The 16,310-nt window shown below is 37.8% G+C and carries 17 protein-coding genes; 2 read left to right on the forward strand and 15 right to left on the reverse strand.

Going from position 1 to position 16,310, the window contains the following annotated elements; translation table 11 throughout:
* Positions 1 to 29 precede the first annotated feature (29 nt).
* The 15 genes from R2H34_RS09620 to R2H34_RS09690 form a co-directional block, all read right to left on the reverse strand.
* Positions 30 to 578: a Tfp pilus assembly protein FimT/FimU gene (locus R2H34_RS09620; RefSeq protein WP_282896508.1), complete on the reverse strand. Its 549-nt coding sequence runs from the start codon at positions 576 to 578 to the stop codon at positions 30 to 32.
* 12 nt (positions 579 to 590) lie between these two features.
* On the reverse strand, positions 591 to 1,199 hold the full coding sequence (locus tag R2H34_RS09625) for a TetR/AcrR family transcriptional regulator (protein ID WP_020899852.1): 609 nt from the start codon (positions 1,197 to 1,199) through the stop codon (positions 591 to 593).
* Positions 1,200 to 1,237: 38 nt separating this feature from the next.
* A complete protein-coding gene (locus tag R2H34_RS09630; protein ID WP_005402540.1) occupies positions 1,238 to 2,011 on the reverse strand; it encodes a TatD family hydrolase in 774 nt (257 codons plus the stop codon).
* Between the two features lie 22 nt (positions 2,012 to 2,033).
* A complete protein-coding gene (locus R2H34_RS09635) occupies positions 2,034 to 2,378 on the reverse strand; it encodes a PilZ domain-containing protein (protein ID WP_005402539.1) in 345 nt (114 codons plus the stop codon).
* A gap of 226 nt (positions 2,379 to 2,604) precedes the next feature.
* Positions 2,605 to 3,591 (reverse strand): DNA polymerase III subunit delta', encoded by a 987-nt coding sequence (locus R2H34_RS09640; protein ID WP_282896507.1) that lies wholly within the window; start codon positions 3,589 to 3,591, stop codon positions 2,605 to 2,607.
* A gap of 1 nt (position 3,592) precedes the next feature.
* Entirely contained in the window at positions 3,593 to 4,354 is a 762-nt protein-coding gene (gene kdsB / locus R2H34_RS09645; RefSeq protein WP_039047964.1) for a 3-deoxy-manno-octulosonate cytidylyltransferase, read from the reverse strand.
* A 9-nt stretch (positions 4,355 to 4,363) separates the two neighbouring features.
* Entirely contained in the window at positions 4,364 to 5,371 is a 1,008-nt protein-coding gene (gene lpxK / locus R2H34_RS09650) for a tetraacyldisaccharide 4'-kinase (protein ID WP_005402537.1), read from the reverse strand.
* A gap of 2 nt (positions 5,372 to 5,373) precedes the next feature.
* Positions 5,374 to 7,101 (reverse strand): lipid A export permease/ATP-binding protein MsbA, encoded by a 1,728-nt coding sequence (gene msbA / locus R2H34_RS09655; protein ID WP_042891017.1) that lies wholly within the window; start codon positions 7,099 to 7,101, stop codon positions 5,374 to 5,376.
* Positions 7,098 to 7,526 (reverse strand): ExbD/TolR family protein, encoded by a 429-nt coding sequence (locus tag R2H34_RS09660; RefSeq protein WP_039047961.1) that lies wholly within the window; start codon positions 7,524 to 7,526, stop codon positions 7,098 to 7,100. Before R2H34_RS09660 ends, msbA begins: the two co-directional genes overlap by 4 nt.
* A 14-nt stretch (positions 7,527 to 7,540) precedes the next feature.
* Entirely contained in the window at positions 7,541 to 8,170 is a 630-nt protein-coding gene (locus R2H34_RS09665; RefSeq protein WP_042891015.1) for a MotA/TolQ/ExbB proton channel family protein, read from the reverse strand.
* Positions 8,171 to 8,216: 46 nt separating this feature from the next.
* Positions 8,217 to 9,104, reverse strand: coding sequence for a ParB/RepB/Spo0J family partition protein (locus R2H34_RS09670; RefSeq protein WP_318342251.1), 888 nt, complete (start codon positions 9,102 to 9,104; stop codon positions 8,217 to 8,219).
* Positions 9,101 to 9,883, reverse strand: coding sequence for a ParA family protein (locus tag R2H34_RS09675; protein WP_042891010.1), 783 nt, complete (start codon positions 9,881 to 9,883; stop codon positions 9,101 to 9,103). The genes R2H34_RS09670 and R2H34_RS09675 overlap by 4 nt, the downstream gene beginning before the upstream one ends.
* Positions 9,884 to 9,904: 21 nt before the next feature.
* Positions 9,905 to 10,537, reverse strand: coding sequence for a 16S rRNA (guanine(527)-N(7))-methyltransferase RsmG (gene rsmG / locus R2H34_RS09680; RefSeq protein WP_004911557.1), 633 nt, complete (start codon positions 10,535 to 10,537; stop codon positions 9,905 to 9,907).
* 172 nt (positions 10,538 to 10,709) lie between these two features.
* Positions 10,710 to 11,399 (reverse strand): N-acetylmuramate alpha-1-phosphate uridylyltransferase MurU, encoded by a 690-nt coding sequence (murU, locus tag R2H34_RS09685; protein ID WP_042891008.1) that lies wholly within the window; start codon positions 11,397 to 11,399, stop codon positions 10,710 to 10,712.
* Entirely contained in the window at positions 11,399 to 12,412 is a 1,014-nt protein-coding gene (locus R2H34_RS09690; protein ID WP_004911562.1) for an aminoglycoside phosphotransferase family protein, read from the reverse strand. The genes murU and R2H34_RS09690 overlap by 1 nt, the downstream gene beginning before the upstream one ends.
* 118 nt (positions 12,413 to 12,530) lie before the next feature.
* Between R2H34_RS09690 and R2H34_RS09695 the strand changes: the two genes are divergently transcribed.
* Together R2H34_RS09695 and R2H34_RS09700 are read left to right on the forward strand one after the other, a co-directional pair.
* The gene (locus tag R2H34_RS09695) at positions 12,531 to 14,993 is read left to right on the forward strand and encodes an LPS-assembly protein LptD (RefSeq protein ID WP_087539675.1); all 2,463 of its coding nucleotides are present in this window, start codon (positions 12,531 to 12,533) and stop codon (positions 14,991 to 14,993) included.
* The gene (locus R2H34_RS09700) at positions 14,993 to 16,306 is read left to right on the forward strand and encodes a peptidylprolyl isomerase (protein WP_087539673.1); all 1,314 of its coding nucleotides are present in this window, start codon (positions 14,993 to 14,995) and stop codon (positions 16,304 to 16,306) included. The genes R2H34_RS09695 and R2H34_RS09700 overlap by 1 nt, the downstream gene beginning before the upstream one ends.
* The last annotated feature ends 4 nt before the right edge of the window (positions 16,307 to 16,310 follow it).

Consider the following 16,310-nt stretch of genomic DNA (forward strand, 5'->3'; position numbering starts at 1 on the left):
ATTGTCGATTAGTCATCTTATTTGAGGTGTTAATTTTCATGTATTTTCCCCAAGTAATCTAATTCCAATTCATTACCAATCGGTTGCTGCTGATAATAAAATTGAATTCTCACAGGTTTAACTTCACCATTGCCAAACCAAACTAGTTGAGGAGATTTACCACCCAATAGATCCTCGTTGTTTGCTTTAGAGTACCGCTCAGCATCAACAACTTGTAAGCTGAAGGACACGTTATCTGGTAATTGGCGAGACTTAAATTCCTTATATTCCTGCCATGTTTTATCAGCTTGCTGAACGAGCTGTAGACTCTGGTCGTGATATTCAAATAAATTATAGATAAATGGCGAAACATCCGTTGCATTTTGAAAATTCAATGCAAATACTTTTGATTGATCAGCAGATTGTTTATTTATTCTTTTAATATCAAGTATAAATAGCTCTCTGGCTTGCATTGCTTTACGCTGATCTATACCACCAATATTCAGAACAACAAGTGATGCCATGACCGTCATGATTACAATCACCACCATGATCTCAATTAGGGTAAAACCTTGCTGTAATCGAAGTGATGATTTCATGATCATAATCAACTATGTTAATGCATGTTCAAGCTGTTTGGGCATCGCCAAAGCCTGTTCTATATAAGCTACACGTAGTGTATCTCTTGAACCCAAGTAACGCTGATAGAAACTTGAATTTAGTATAACCGCAGCGCCATAGGTTAAAGACCATATCGAGGCTAAATAATCTCGTGTCGTCATCTTACTATTGATATCAATCAGGTAACTCTCAGTCATACGAATAATAATGCGCAATCTTTGACGTCGAATTTTATATAATTCACTGAATAGTAGCTGTATTCCTTGTCCAGTTGTTGAAAGACGCTCTTCTATTTGATGAAATAATGCGGTACGTTCAGGATGATGTAAATGATGAAGCATAAAAAAAGCTAAATGCTCCGGAAATGATTTTTCAGTATCCTGGATCATTTCCAACAGCATTTTTTCATTGCGAATGATCAGCAACATATACAGCTCATCTTTGCTTTGAAAATGCTTATATAAAGTGCCTTTAGCTAAATCCAATTCTGCTGCAAGGGCATCAAGCGTCATGCCCGCTTCACCATTTTCTAATAAGAGTTGTTCAGCGATTTGAAAAATTAACGCTTCTCGTGCTCTAAACTGAGCTTGACGATCCATCTTCACGTGATAACTCTCTTTTCAAGTACTACAAACCGTTATTTAAAATTTAAGAGATTTTCAAAATTTTGCATGGTAATCATGCCAATCTCTTCAAGCGATTTATCATATACTTCACTAAGAGCTTTTGCTACATAGGGCACATATTTTGGTTCATTTGTTTTACCACGATATGGCACAGGTGCTAGATACGGACTATCTGTTTCGATTAATACACGATCAAGTGGTACTTGCTTAGCAACATCTCTAAGGGATTGAGCATTTTTGAAAGAAATGATTCCTGAAAAAGAAATATAGTAACCACAATCTAAGACCGCTTTCGCTGTTTCCCAATCTTCTGTGAAACAATGTAATATGCCGTGTGTTGATTGTTCAGCTCGAATAATATCTACAGTGTCATGTTTTGCCGAGCGCGTATGTACAACCACAGGTTTTTTTACAATTTTTGATGCTTGTATATGCCTAGCAAAGCATTGCTTCTGATCTTCAACAAAATCAGTACTGTGATAATAATCCAAACCTGTTTCACCTAAAGCCCAGACTTTTTCTGATTGAGCCAACTCGACCAAAAAATCTGTTGTAGCTCGGGCCATGACATATTGATCTTCACATGGATGAACCCCTACTGTGTAACCAACATCATCGTGTCGTGATGCAATTTCTGCCAATTTTATATGATCTTCTAAATCCACAGATATCCCCATGAACTTAGTTACGCCTGCCTGACGTGCAGCATCGAGCGCTTGATCTAGATCTCCACCGTATGGCGTAAGATCTAACATGGTTAAATGGCAATGGGTATCAACAAACACGCTTTGTTCCTAAAAAATTTAATTACATAGTATAACTTGGACGATCAAGGCTTTTAGCACCTGCTAAAATTCTTTCTGCCTCTGTTCGATAATAAACACCTTTATCACCGGCAAGCTGAATCGCAAAACCTTGTGGTTTAAAATGGGTTTGCTTGTGCGAAATCCAAATCACCTTACCAGTTAAAGGAATTTTCTGTGATTGATCAGGCAGAGTCGCAAGGATAAAAACTTCTTGTCCCATTTTTACCGCTTGCTTAGTCGGAACAAATAAACCACCACCTTGTACAAAAGGCATATAACTCGCTTGCAAGGTAGCCTTGTCAGGAATATTGACTTGTATAATCCCGCCCATCATTTGTGGTTGCATTACATTCCCCTGTTATTAATTTACTTAAAGTTTCTTATATGATGCTGATTAACCGTAATAAAGCATGAACGCTCATGGTTTCAAATACAAGTGCAATAAACACCGTCAATCTACTTAGCTGAACCCAATCAACTTTCATTTTTTGAATTATAAGAAACATTAATAGAAACAACAAATAATGTTTCAAATAACTTATCTATTTATAAGCATTTAAAAAATATCGTCACTAATTAACATTCATTAGCTGAATAAATAGCTCATCCATAACTAATTGCGACTGAACATTTTGCTCCAACATTAGTTTTTTCTGCTGGAAATCCGAATAAATTGAGAACAGAGTTTCTAAGTTATATATTTGAGCCAAATCATCAAAAACTAAATCTTGATTTTTTAATTGCTGATTTAGCTTTAGACGAATAACATCCGCAAACAAGTATTCAAACATAACCATAAAATCTGCAAAACTTAGCTCTTTCGACCATTTATTAGCATAATGCAAAGGCATACTCTTTTCAGAACAAAGCTTAGACCAATCTTTTAAAAATGATGCTCGTTTATCTAACCACTCACTGTTTTGTATTTCGATTGCAGTTAATGGCATTCCATTAGCAAGATTGAGTAGCAAAGACAGTTGTAGTGGTTTCAGGTCAGAAATTCTTTCTTTCAAAAAATTCTGAGCATCCTCATCTTTTAAGCGATCTAATGCAAAGTGTTGCAATCGACTCCGAATAGTTGCAGGTAATTTCAAATAATGATCTGCAACCAAGATCAAAACAACTTTCTCACCAGGTTCTTCTAAAGTTTTTAATAAAGCATTTGATGAAGCTATATTTAAAGCTTCAGCAGGTTCAATGACTACAACACGCCAGCCTTCACCAGTTTGCTGAACAAAAGGTAAAAGATCTCGAATTTTTTCAATCTTAATTTTTGCATTTTGCTTTTTATTATCTTCATCTGTTGTGATGTGAACATAGTTAGGATGTGTATCCGACTTTAACCATTGACAGCTACTACATTCGCCACAGGCATTTTCAGATTGTTTATTTAAACATAACACCCATGCTACAAATCTATCGGTAAACTCTTGTTTAGCACATCCTTTCTTTCCATAAAACAATAAACCATGCCCAACATCAGGAAAACGCGAAGTTAAAAGATCCCACGTTTGCTGATGCCAAGGGTAATGTTCATAGACTTGAACTTCTTTTGTCATATTATTCAAAGAAACTGATAGACATTGAATTTAATCGATCTAAATCTTCCTGAGTATCAACTCCAGGCGGAAGGTTTGCTTCAGCAATAGCTATGGCAATGCGATGACCATTTTCAAGCACCCTAAGTTGCTCAAGACTTTCTAATTTTTCAAGCACACCTTGATCCCAAGTTACATATTCTTGTAATAGTTTAACTCGATAGGCATACAAACCTAGATGGCGGTAGGCACTGCTATGCATTGATTGCTGTTTTTGTTTCGCCCCATCACGATCGTAAGGGATAGTTGCGCGGCTAAAATACAATGCTTCATTATGTTTTGACATGACAACTTTGACAATACTATCCCGCTGAAATTCATCCAAAGCGCTGATTGGCTCGCACAACGTAGACATTGAGCAGTTTGGATTATCAACTAGAAGTTGTGAAACCTGTTTAACTAATTTTGCAGGTAATAAAGGTTCATCACCCTGAACATTCACAATAATGTCATCTTCAGCCCATCCTTTTAAACGAGCTACTTCACTCAAACGATCCGTACCGGATGGATGATCAGGGCTTGTCAATACTACATCAACGCCTTCTGCACGGCATATCTCGGCAATTCGCTCATCATCTGTCGCAACACATAAATCATCAAAGCCCTCAACTTTTTTTGCCTGATCAACCACCCGTAAAATCATTGGACGACCATGTATCAGCAATAATGGTTTAGCTGGTAATCTCGAACTTGCAAAACGTGCAGGAATGACAATGTGTTTCATGGTATATCTCTAAGACAAATGAATACCAACTTGTTGTAATTGTTGCTCCAACAAGTCATAACAATCGGATGATAAAACGGCTTCTACGGGTACAACCCAAATAGGGATATTGAATTCTGGATGTTGAATTAAAATTTCTTTTAATTTAACAGCATCTTTTTCTGTTGTGATAATCGCATTCTGATTCTGAAAACTTAGATCACTCAGTTTATATTCATGATGATCCGGAAACTCATGAGCTTGAAATTGCTCAATTCCTAAATTTTGCAAAGTCTGATAAAAACGCTGTGGAAAACCGATACCAACCACAGCATGATAGCTTTGCTTTGAATCGAATTGATTAGATAAATTATCAGATCTGAGCAAATAAGGCTTACCCACTTGTAAATGCATATTGAGCAATGATTGAGGCTGTTTGCTATGTACAATCACACTACTATTTTGTAGACGTGATTTTGGCTCTCGCAAATAACCTTCAGGCAAAAGCTTTTCATTACCTAAACCACGATTTTGATCTAAAACAATCCATTCAATTTGACGATCTAAAGCCCAGTGCTGAAGACCATCATCACTAATAATCAAATCCAATGAATAGTTCTGCAATAATAACTCTATAGAAGATTGTCTATTTGGACCAACTGCCATTGCAACACCAGTCGATTGAACAATTAAAGCGGGTTCATCACCAATAATCTCAGGCGATGACTCTTTATGTACCAGCGCTGGAAATGGACCAACCCCTCCATAACCACGACTAATTACACCTACCGACAACCCTTTGCTTTGCAAATATTTTACTAGTTGAATTAGCAAAGGAGTTTTTCCACTTCCGCCAACTGTAATATTTCCAATCACCATAACTGGGATTGGTGCCGTATAGATTTTCTTCAGCCTGTATGTGTACATCGCTTTATTCATCAAAAATGCAAAGCGATAAAGCCATGACAAAGGTCTTAAAACGATCAGCCATTTCTCTTGGTTATTCCAAGCAGTCTGAATCGTCTGTGCCAGTGACATGATTAATTTTCCTCAAAATTGCGCTGATGCAACTGATAATACATTCCTTGTTTAGCGATCAATTCTAAGTGAGTTCCTTGCTCGATAATTTGTCCTTTATCCATCACAACAATCAAATCGGCATTTTCAACAGTAGATAATCGATGAGCAATTACAATCGTGGTACGACCTTGCATCGCTTCATCAAAGGCTTGTTGTATAAAGTATTCTGATTCGTTATCAAGCGCGCTTGTTGCCTCATCTAAAATTAGAATTGGCGAATCTTTCAGAATTGCTCTCGCAATCGCAATACGTTGACGTTGTCCACCAGATAAATTCAGACCTTGAGCACCAAGTATAGTGTCATAACCTTGAGGCAAACTCATGATGAAATCATGTGCATAGGCAGCTTTAGCAGCAGCAATCACTTGCTCATCACTAGCATTTTGCAATTGTCCGTAGGCGATATTGTCACGCACTGAACGATTAAACAGAACGACTTGTTGGTTCACCATTGCAATTTGCGATCTTAAACACAGCAACTCGATTTCTTGAACAGGAATATCATCAAAATATATACCGCCACTACTTAACTCTTGGAAACGCGGCAACATGTTTACCAATGAGGTTTTACCAGCCCCTGACCGCCCCACGAGTGCAATAGTTTGACCAGCTTGAATATTTAAAGAGAAATCTTTAATGGCTTTGGTACCATCAGAATATTCCAAGCAAGCTTGATCAAATCGAATATTACCTTTCAATTGAGGCTTCAATTGCCCTTTATTTTCTTCTTCAGGTAAATCCAATAATTCAAAAACCGAATGTGCTGCAGCTAAACCGCGCTGAAGTTTTTCATTGATGTCAGTTAAGTTTTTTACGGGCTTAGATATTAAACCAGCAGCGGTGATATAAGAGACGAATTCGCCAGCGGATGTGTCACCAAAAACCTGCGGGCGCAAAGCTAACCATAAAATGATTGCCATTGCACAAGACAAAATCAGTTGCACCACTGGACTATTGATATTCTGAACAACCACCATCTTCAAACCACGACGAAGGTTTTCTTCAGATGACTTATAGAAGCGTTGTTGCTCAAAAGCTTCACCAGTGAAACTTTTAACTACAGAATTACCATTGATGGTTTCTTGAACCACATGATTGACATCACCCATGGTATTTTGTACTTGTATCGAAAGCTTTCTCATGCGCTTTGCTGCTACACGAACTAAAATACCAATCACTGGCATAAAAACGATAATACACATCGTTAAGCGCCAGTTGGTATAAAACAAATAACTTAATAAACCTATGACAATCAGGCCATCTTTGACTAATGTCTGTAAAGAATCAGAGGATGCAGCTGTTAATTGCTGCACGTTATACATTAATTTTGCACTAATATGACCAGAGGTATTATCTAAATAATATTGTGCAGGCAATCTAAGCAGCTTCGCATAAACCTCTTGGCGAATACTAAAAACCAAACGTCTTGAGATTACAGCGGTAAAATATCCACCTAAGAATAATCCAACACCTCTAAAGAACATTAACAACACGATCAATGCAGGAAATAGATTTAGGTTTTCTCTGCTTCCATTTTGAATTGCATCAATAATAAACTTCAGCAATTTGGCTACCGAGACTTCGGTAGCCGCATTGATACCAAAACCAAGTAATACAAATAAGGCAATACCCCAATAAGATTTTAAATAAGCTAAAAGGCGCAAATAAACCTTAAAATCTTGATTCACTCGGTAAAACCTCTAGTTGGAACTTTAGTGCTAATGTTAACGTTTACAAACCCAAGCTGACCTGCAACATCCATCACGCGTATTACATCCTGATGGGCGGCTTTAGCATCAGCAGCGATGATAAACATAAAGTCGCGACGTTCTTGTGCAACTTGCTTAATGGCTGTACTGAGATCAGCTGTATCTTTTGTCGATAATGCTTGACCATTCACGGAATAATGGCCTGCGGAGTCTACCATGATTTCAATTTTTTGATCGAATTGTTTAGGCGGTACACCTTGAGCATCGGGCAAAGTTAGATTTATACGGCTTTGCTGACTAAATGTCGTCGAAAGTAATAAAAACACCAAAATAAATAACATACAGTCAATCATTGGTGTCAAATTGATATGAATATCTTCAACTTGAGAGCGTTTGAATTTCATTTGATCACCTATGCTTAGCTTGCAAGGCGATGTTCTTGTACATGTGGTACTTTTTTGTAGAAAAGTGCAGCATGGAACAAGGTAGATTGCTGTTCTAACTCAGCAGTATATTCGTGTACAACACGTTGAAAGTATCGATAAGCAATCATCGCTGGAATAGCAATTAACATACCAACAGCCGTTGTGATTAAGGCTTTAGAAATACCAGGCATCATCATACTTGCATTTCCTGCTGATCCCACATCAATCACCAAGAAAGATTCAATAATACCTAAAACCGTACCAAGCAAACCCAATAAAGGGGCTATTGCGCTCAATGTGCCCAAGAAATTGATGTTCTTCTCTAAGAATGAAATTTCTTGTGAAGCTGCCGCCTCCATTTGCGCACGCGCAAATTGTTCACCCTGTTCTTTGTGTTCGTATCCAGCAAGTAGAATACGTCCTAAAGGTGATTTCTTTGCTTGCTCTTGCTGTAAATTTGAAATTACAGTCTCAGCATTAGAACCATTTACAAATAAATCTCTAGGTAATACTTGAGAACGCTTCAAACGAATGTAGCGTTCAATTGTGATTGCAACCGTAAAAATTGATGAGAGAATAAGCGGCAGCATTAACCAACCGCCCGCTTTTACCAGTTCCCACATATTATTCCCCAATAATATTTCAAATAATTAGGACGAATCCTAAATATTAGTTAGGCAAACAAATATTTAGAATCCCATCCAACTCATCCAATGAGTGATAGTGAATGACCATTTTCCCTTTTCCTTGTTGGTTATGGTCAATTTTGACGTTCGCACCAAAGCGTTCAGATAGCTTTTGAGTTAATTGTTCAATATCTGGAGAAATTTTTACTTTCTCCTTTTCTGGTTTTGGTTCACTCCACTCACGAACCAATTGTTCAGTTTGACGCACTGACAAACCTTTTTCAATCACGATTTTTGCAATTTCAATTTGTTCTTTAGTCTTTAAAGTCAAAATTGCACGGGCATGCCCCATATCAATCTGACCTTGTTGCATATAATCTTTAATTGGGTCTGCTAAACTTAATAAGCGCAACAAATTACTAACTGTAGTACGTGCTTTACCAACAGTATCTGCAATTTCTTGGTGACTTAAACCAAATTCATCATGAAAACGTTGCAAAGCAAGTGCTTGATCAATAGGATTTAAATCCTGGCGTTGAATATTTTCAATTAAGGCTAATGCTATCGCGACCTGATCATTCAACTCTCTTACAATTGCAGGAATTTCAGTTAATCCCGCCATAATTGCAGCACGCCAACGTCGCTCACCCGCAATAATTTCATATGGATGTTGTTCATCATCCACAGGACGAATCACGATAGGCTGCATTACACCATGTTTTTCAATCGATGATGCAAGCTCTTGTAAATCCTGTTCTTGAATAAAACGACGTGGTTGATATTCTCCACGCTTTAACGAGTTAACATCAATTTGCTTGAGTTGACCATGATCCAAGGCTTGTGCTTCTAGTTGCAGTTTTTCTTTTTGAATCGAACCTAGCAACGCATCTAAACCACGACCTTTAGCCAATCCGCGTTTTTTGATGCTCATACAGCACTTCCTTTTTTCACTTTACTTTTTTTAAGCATTTCCGCAGCCAAATTTAAATATGCAACGGCACCTTTAGAACTCTTTTCAAAATAGATCACAGGTAAACCATGTGCTGGCGCTTCAGCCAAACGAATATTACGAGGTATAACCGTATCATAGAGCTTTTTACCAAAATATTGCTCAAGCTCAGAAGATACATCACGTGTTAACGCATTTCTTGCATCATACATGGTACGTAACACACCAATGATTTCCAAGTTTGGATTGAGTGCTTTTTGTATACGGTCGATGGTTTGCGTTAGATCTGCAAGGCCTTCTAAAGCATAGTACTCACATTGCATCGGAATGATCACACCATTCACTGCTGCAAGGGCATTTACAGTAATCAAGCTTAGACTTGGAGCACAATCCACAATAATATAATCAAAAGCTGAATCTACCTCTTCTAATGCTTTTTTGAGGATAAATTCACGACCTTCTTGCTCAGCGATTGCTAGCTCTACTCCTGCAAGCTCACGGTTTGCACCCAAAACTTTATATCCTACTTCTGCTTTTTGAATTGCAGTTTCGATCGGCACTTCACCTAATAAGACATCAGTAACAGAATACAAAAGATCATTCTTTTGTACGCCAGACCCCATTGTTGCATTACCTTGTGAGTCCATATCAACTAACAAGACACGCTTCTTTAAAATCGCCAAAGAAGCAGCAAGATTAACTGCGGTTGTTGTTTTCCCTACGCCACCTTTTTGGTTAGCAATTGCAATAATTTGTGCCATGATTACCCTTAATATTTTTTATTAAATTCGTTGAAGCAAAAGCAAATGACGTTGTTCATCTAATCTTGGTACTTTCAATTCGACAATCTGAGACTGATATTGACCTTTTAATTGATCAAGTTCATCAGTTGGAATCAAACCTTTCATTGCTGCAATAATACTTTTTTCATGCATATATGGCTGTGCAGCATCTACAAAGTCAGTTAGTGAAGCGAATGCTCGACTTGTAATTACATCGAACTGACCAAGTTCATTGATACTGTCTTCATTTTCAACACGTGTTTGCACTGCAATTACATTTTTCAGTTTTAAATCAGCAATAAACTGTTTCAGAAAACGAATTTTCTTACCATTTGAATCAAGCAAAACACAATCACGTTCTGGTTGACATAAAGCAATAATCATTCCAGGCATTCCACCACCTGTACCTACATCTAATAAACGCCCTTTTGGTAGATCATTCAAGATACTTAAACTATCTAATAAATGTTTAACCAGCATTTCTTTAGGGTCGCGTATTGCTGTTAGGTTATATGCCTTATTCCACAATACTAGCGCATCTTGATATTTTAATAAGAGTGTTAAAGCCTCTTCGCTGAGGTTTAATCCTAAAGCTTGACTACCTTGCTTTAATTCTTGAAAAAAATGATGCATGACAGTGTAACATCTCGATAAATTTGCTGTGCAGTATACCGATTTCTGATACAAGACACAGTAGGACTTGTTGAACGATTATGCAGTTAATCATCTATGTTCATGATAAACTGCACAATCCATCAAATTTTCTGCCTTGGTTCAACAACATCAAAGCACGACAAATATCTTCTTAGGCAAATTCACCTTGTTTAATTTTATTATCAAGCTCTTCTAACCGCTCAGGCGTACCAACATCAACCCAAATACCCTGCATTTTCTCAGCTGAAACTAATTCTTGTGACATTGCCTGTTTAAGTAAAGGTGCTAATGGTCTCTTACCATTCTCCAGACCTTTAAACATATTCGGTGATAATACCGCAATACCACTATAGGTTAATGCTTCACCCAATGGCTCCTGCTCAAATGTATAAGCCAAATCATTGGATAAAATGAAATCACCTTTCAAATGCTGAGGAGGATTGTCAACCAATACTAAATGCGCTTGCTTGTCACCTAAATGAACATTCAGCAATGAAGAGAAATCCATAGTTGTCCAGACATCACCATTGACTAGAATGAAAGGCTTATCGCCCAATAAAGGCAATGCATTGATAATACCACCTGCCGTCTCAAGCCCCTCACCCTCATGCGACCACAAAATAGTTACACCAAATTGAGAACCATCTCCAAGAGCAGCCGCAAGTTTGTCTCCCAACCAAGCAGTATTGATCACAATTTCAGAGACACCTATCTTTTGCAATTTTTCGATATGCCAAACAATTAAAGGCTTTCCACCAACTTCAAGCAAAGGTTTTGGTGTATGCAACGTTAGCGGTCGCATACGATTTCCAAGACCTGCGGCAAGAATCATAGCTCTCATTATGCAGCAACCTCATAATCACCATATTTTGCAATGAACTTTGGCATAACGATTTCACGCATAAATTGCATAAAGTCATTCAATTCATCATAACCTTGACTTTCTTCAAGCAGATACCACATCACTCTTGGCAGATCTTTTAGATAACCTGATTTTCCATCACGCTCGAATAAACGAACAAAAATACCTAAAATTTTAAGATGGCGCTGAATCGCCATAAGATCAGCATCACGCTTAAACTGCTCAAAACTCCGATTTTCTTTCGCTTTTGCTGGCAACAAGTTATAAAAGACTTCAAACCATTCATAAACGCGCTCGGCATTCCACTGTACATAGGCATCTCGTGTAATCGAGATTAAATCATAAGTATCAGCACCAATTACCGCATCTTGGAAATCAATAACACCGAGTTCTTGCTCATTTTCAATTTTCATCAGATTACGACTGTGAAAATCACGATGAACGATTACTTGAGGTTGATTAGTGGCTTCAATCGCAAGAAAATCGAAAGCTTGCTCAATTGTTTCTAATTGCTGTTCTGTTGGTTGAATATTTAATGAAGGTAGCATCCATTCTGTTAACAGACGCATCTCTGTCATTAATTTCTCATATGAATATGCCGGCAAATGAGATTTCCCGTCAATTTGCTGCAATTCAATAAGTTGTTTAAAGCTCTGGGCATAATATTGATCAACTGTTTTATCATTTAACAATGTTGACAACACTACATCACCAAAATCTTCCAACAATAATAATCCTTGCTCCAAATCTTTAGCAACGATATGAGGAACTCTCACCCCATTCGCATCAAAGAACTCATCAATCGTCACAAACGGAACGCAATCTTCTTTTTCAGGAGGCGCATCCATGAGCATATATGTTTTGTTTTGTAACCCAACTCGTGCATAGCGGCGGAAACTCGCATCTCCAGCAAGAAAGTTGATTTCAAACTGATCAGATTTGAGAACGGCTTCAAGCCAAGTTTGTATCAATTGTTCACGTTGTGTATTCATTTGCAATAAAATCTAAAACTAGCTGAGATTTTGAAAGCTTAAGTGTAGCCACTTATCAACTTTTTCTCTATGATGCGACAATAATTAATTGTGAATTAGCATACTGGTTAATGAGACAATGAAACATCAGTTTAAATTTAATCCTTTAGCAACTGCTATTTTGACACTCTTGTGTGGCGGCTCGATTCAATCAGGTTTCGCAGCAACCAACACGTCTCATGTCTCTACACTAGACAATGCTCAACTCAAAGCCAAAATTCAGAAAGATCAAGAAACCTACCCTGGCGAAAGTTTTTTTCAGCAATACTATGTAGACAAATCGGCACCAGAAGCTCAATTGCGTGACAATCGCTATCTAAGCTCATCTTTTTGCCAAGGTACATGGATTACGCCTATCAACCCTGAAAGCAGACCCAAAGATGCGAATAGCACCACCTCTGTTATTACGGCAGACTATGGTCACTACAATCCAAATGGTGATTCGGTTTTACGAGGTGACGTAATTATTGACCAAGAAGGTCGCAATATTCGTGCAGATGAGGTTACTTTAGATTCATCTCAAACATATGCAAATGCGAAAGGTCGAGTTCAACTCGCTCAATCAGGTTTACTCACCCAAAGCGATCAAATCAATTACAACTTAAAAACCCAAACTGGCGACTTAAATAACAGTTTTTATATTTCTGAACAACAACATGCTCATGGCCATGCAAGCCAAATCAAACGCCAAAATGAAAATTTAGTTATTCTTAAGGATGCTAGTTATACAGCCTGCCCACCTGAACAAAAACCTGCATGGAAAATTCAGGCTAAACAAATTGAACTGAATCAAGAAACTGGTCGTGGTGTGACTAGAGGAACTAAACTATATGTAAAAGATGTTCCTGTCTTAGCTGTTCCTTATTTTAATTTCCCAATTGATGATAGACGCACCACTGGTCTTTTAAGTCCAAATTTTGGCTATAGCAATGATGGTGGTGCTCAACTTACCGTTCCTGTTTATCTTAATCTTGCACCTAACTATGATCTAACACTCGCACCAAGCTTTATGAGCAAACGTGGAGCAAAGTTGGATGCAGAATTTAGATATATGACTGAGAATTTTGGTTCAGGACGTATTTGGGGTGGCTATCTACCAAATGACAACGAATACGACAACAAAGATCGTGATGACTTACATTTTGAACACAATTGGAACATCACAGATCAATGGTCTACGAACCTAGAATTTAACCATGCATCAGATAAAGATTATTTCTCTGATTTTAACTCAAGCCCAAATTCAAAAACTGATTTAAACCTACGCCGTGCATGGGAATTGAATTACAAAAATGGCATTCCTGGCTTAAAAGCTCAGTTAAAAGTCGAAGATTTCCAAACCCTAGATGAAACGATTGAGGATAAAGACAAACCCTATGCTCGCTTACCTCAGTTCCTTCTCAATTATGTAACAGGTAATCCTCAAGGTTTACAATACGAGTTTAATAATGATACAGCTTATTTTAAAAAGTCTATAAATGATGGCTCAGCTTTAGAATCAAGTGGTACTCGTATCTATAACCAATTTGCTGTTCGTTATAACTACATAACACCATCATGGTTCTACGCTATTCCAGAATTATCCGTACGTACAATTAATACATTCTACGATCAAGATACTAAAGAGGGTTTAGGCTTATCGGCTTCCGATGATTTAGAGAAGTCTGTCGTTGTGCCGCAATTTACGTTCGCAACTGGTGTCACTTTTGAGAAAGATGGCAAATATCTTCAAAGCATCTCACCAAGAGCGTTCTATGCTTACTCACCTTATAAAAAGCAAGATGATCATCCAAACTTTGACTCTACAACTGCATCTATTAGTTATGATCAATTATTTAACCCTTACCGCTTTTATGGGCACGACCGCTTAGAGGATAATAATTTCTTATCTTTGGGTGTTACATACAGCTTACTAGATACAGAAGGCTTAGAGCGTATTAGAGCGAGTCTAGGTCAAAGTTATTATTTTAATGACAGACGTGTAACCCTGAACGAAGAGCCTGATGAGTTCGACACGCAAAAAAGAACAGGTCCGATTATTAGCCTAGCGAGTCAATTGAATCAGAACTTCACCTTAGCTGCCAATTCTGCATGGATGTCTAATGGTGAAAATGCACAACGTGATTTTCAAGCATATTACGTCGGCGATAAAGGTAATCTCTACAATGTAGGCTATTTTTATCGTAAAGACATTCCAGACCGTCAAGATTCTTATGATCAAGCTGTTGCATCCTTTATACAACCTGTAAAAGATAATTGGCGTATTATGGGACATGCTCAATATGACTTAGACAATAATTTGATGCGCGAGTATTTACTTGGCGTCAATTATGAGTCTTGTTGTTGGGCTGTCTCTGTATATGGACGCTCGTACTACAACGATTTAGATGATCCTAATTCTCCTGATGTACGTAGAAAGCGTGCTGTAATGGCTGAGTTTACACTTAAAGGTTTAGGCGCCTTAAATAATAAGCTTGCCTCACTTTTAGAAAGCAGAGTTTTAGGTTTCAACAAAATTAATCAATCTTGGACACAACGTTAATGAAGATAAATTCTATTCAACATATCTTTAGAGCTACTGTTCTAGCCGCCCTAATTTCTTCATCAATGCATAGCTTTGCTCAACCTACGGATGAGGTTGTAGCAATTGTGGATAGTAGTGTCATTCTTAAAAGTGATTTAGAACAAGGAATTGCTGAAACTGAGCATCAACTTAAAGCACAAAATAAAATTGTGCCACCACAACAATACTTACAGATGCAAGTTTTAGATCAGTTGATCATCCGACAAGCTCAATTAGAACAAGTTAAACGTTACGGTATTAAAGCAGACGAAAAAAGTTTAAATGCTGCTGTTATGAAAGTAGCAAATCAATCTGGCGCTACTACCTTAGAAGCGTTCCAACAAAAACTAGACGCAATTGCGCCAGGTACATATGAAAACTTAAGAAACCGTATTGCTGAAGATTTAGCAATCGGACGCTTACGTCAACAACAAGTAATGTCGCGAATTAAAATCAGCGACTTAGATGTTGAAAATTTCCTAAATTCACCTGAAGGTCAAGCCGCATTAGGCACTCAAGCTCATGTGATTCATATGCGTATCTCAGGAGATAATGCAGCAGAAGCACAAAAAGTTGCCTTAGAAGTAAAAAATGCGCTTACGAATAGTGATGATCCAAAAGCAATCAGCTCTAAATTATCAACTTCTTCTGTGAAAGTTGATGGTGCAGACATGGGATTCAGATCACTTTCTGAAATTCCAACTGAACTCGCAGCGCGAATCACCCCATTGAAAGTAGGTCAAACAACCGAACTAATTAATGTTCGTGATGGTATCCACGTTCTCAAATTACTTGAACGTAAGCAGAATGATCAAAAGGCTTTAGTGGATCAGTACCAAACACGTCATATTTTAATCCAACCTTCTGAAGTTGTATCTTTAGACCGTGCTAAACAAATGATTGATAGTCTATACAATCGTGCTAAAGCTGGCGAAGATTTTGCAACACTTGCTGCAACATATTCAAATGATACAGGCTCAGCTCGTGATGGAGGTAGCTTGGGTTGGGTTAGCCCAGGCGTTATGGTTGCTGAATTTGAACAAACAATGAAAGATACTCCTGTAGGTCAAATTAGCAAACCATTCCAAACACAATTCGGATGGCATATCCTGCAAGTGATGGATACTCGCCAACAAGACATGACCAAAGAAGTACAAGAACGTATGGCACGTCAGATTCTCGGTGAACGTCAATTTGATACAGAAGTAGATACTTGGATGCGTGAGCTTCGCGCCAATGCCTACGTTGAAATTAAAGATGTCAATTTAGACTCAAAAGCGCAGCAAAAATAAATTC

Source organism: Acinetobacter sp. 16 (genome assembly GCF_033439925.1).
Lineage (GTDB): Bacteria > Pseudomonadota > Gammaproteobacteria > Pseudomonadales > Moraxellaceae > Acinetobacter > Acinetobacter junii.

What these genes read in the sequence shown, in the direction of transcription:
- R2H34_RS09620 (WP_282896508.1), bottom strand. Translation starts at nt 578, where the DNA reads ATGAAATCATCACTTCGATTACAGCAAGGTTTTACCCTAATTGAGATC.
- R2H34_RS09625 (WP_020899852.1), bottom strand. Translation starts at nt 1,199, where the DNA reads ATGGATCGTCAAGCTCAGTTTAGAGCACGAGAAGCGTTAATTTTTCAA.
- R2H34_RS09635 (WP_005402539.1), bottom strand. Translation starts at nt 2,378, where the DNA reads ATGCAACCACAAATGATGGGCGGGATTATACAAGTCAATATTCCTGAC.
- R2H34_RS09640 (WP_282896507.1), bottom strand. Translation starts at nt 3,591, where the DNA reads ATGACAAAAGAAGTTCAAGTCTATGAACATTACCCTTGGCATCAGCAA.
- kdsB (WP_039047964.1), bottom strand. Translation starts at nt 4,354, where the DNA reads ATGAAACACATTGTCATTCCTGCACGTTTTGCAAGTTCGAGATTACCA.
- lpxK (WP_005402537.1), bottom strand. Translation starts at nt 5,371, where the DNA reads ATGTCACTGGCACAGACGATTCAGACTGCTTGGAATAACCAAGAGAAA.
- R2H34_RS09660 (WP_039047961.1), bottom strand. Translation starts at nt 7,526, where the DNA reads ATGAAATTCAAACGCTCTCAAGTTGAAGATATTCATATCAATTTGACA.
- R2H34_RS09665 (WP_042891015.1), bottom strand. Translation starts at nt 8,170, where the DNA reads ATGTGGGAACTGGTAAAAGCGGGCGGTTGGTTAATGCTGCCGCTTATT.
- R2H34_RS09670 (WP_318342251.1), bottom strand. Translation starts at nt 9,104, where the DNA reads ATGAGCATCAAAAAACGCGGATTGGCTAAAGGTCGTGGTTTAGATGCG.
- R2H34_RS09675 (WP_042891010.1), bottom strand. Translation starts at nt 9,883, where the DNA reads ATGGCACAAATTATTGCAATTGCTAACCAAAAAGGTGGCGTAGGGAAA.
- rsmG (WP_004911557.1), bottom strand. Translation starts at nt 10,537, where the DNA reads ATGCATCATTTTTTTCAAGAATTAAAGCAAGGTAGTCAAGCTTTAGGA.
- murU (WP_042891008.1), bottom strand. Translation starts at nt 11,399, where the DNA reads ATGAGAGCTATGATTCTTGCCGCAGGTCTTGGAAATCGTATGCGACCG.
- R2H34_RS09690 (WP_004911562.1), bottom strand. Translation starts at nt 12,412, where the DNA reads ATGAATACACAACGTGAACAATTGATACAAACTTGGCTTGAAGCCGTT.
- R2H34_RS09695 (WP_087539675.1), top strand. Translation starts at nt 12,531, where the DNA reads ATGAAACATCAGTTTAAATTTAATCCTTTAGCAACTGCTATTTTGACA.
- R2H34_RS09700 (WP_087539673.1), top strand. Translation starts at nt 14,993, where the DNA reads ATGAAGATAAATTCTATTCAACATATCTTTAGAGCTACTGTTCTAGCC.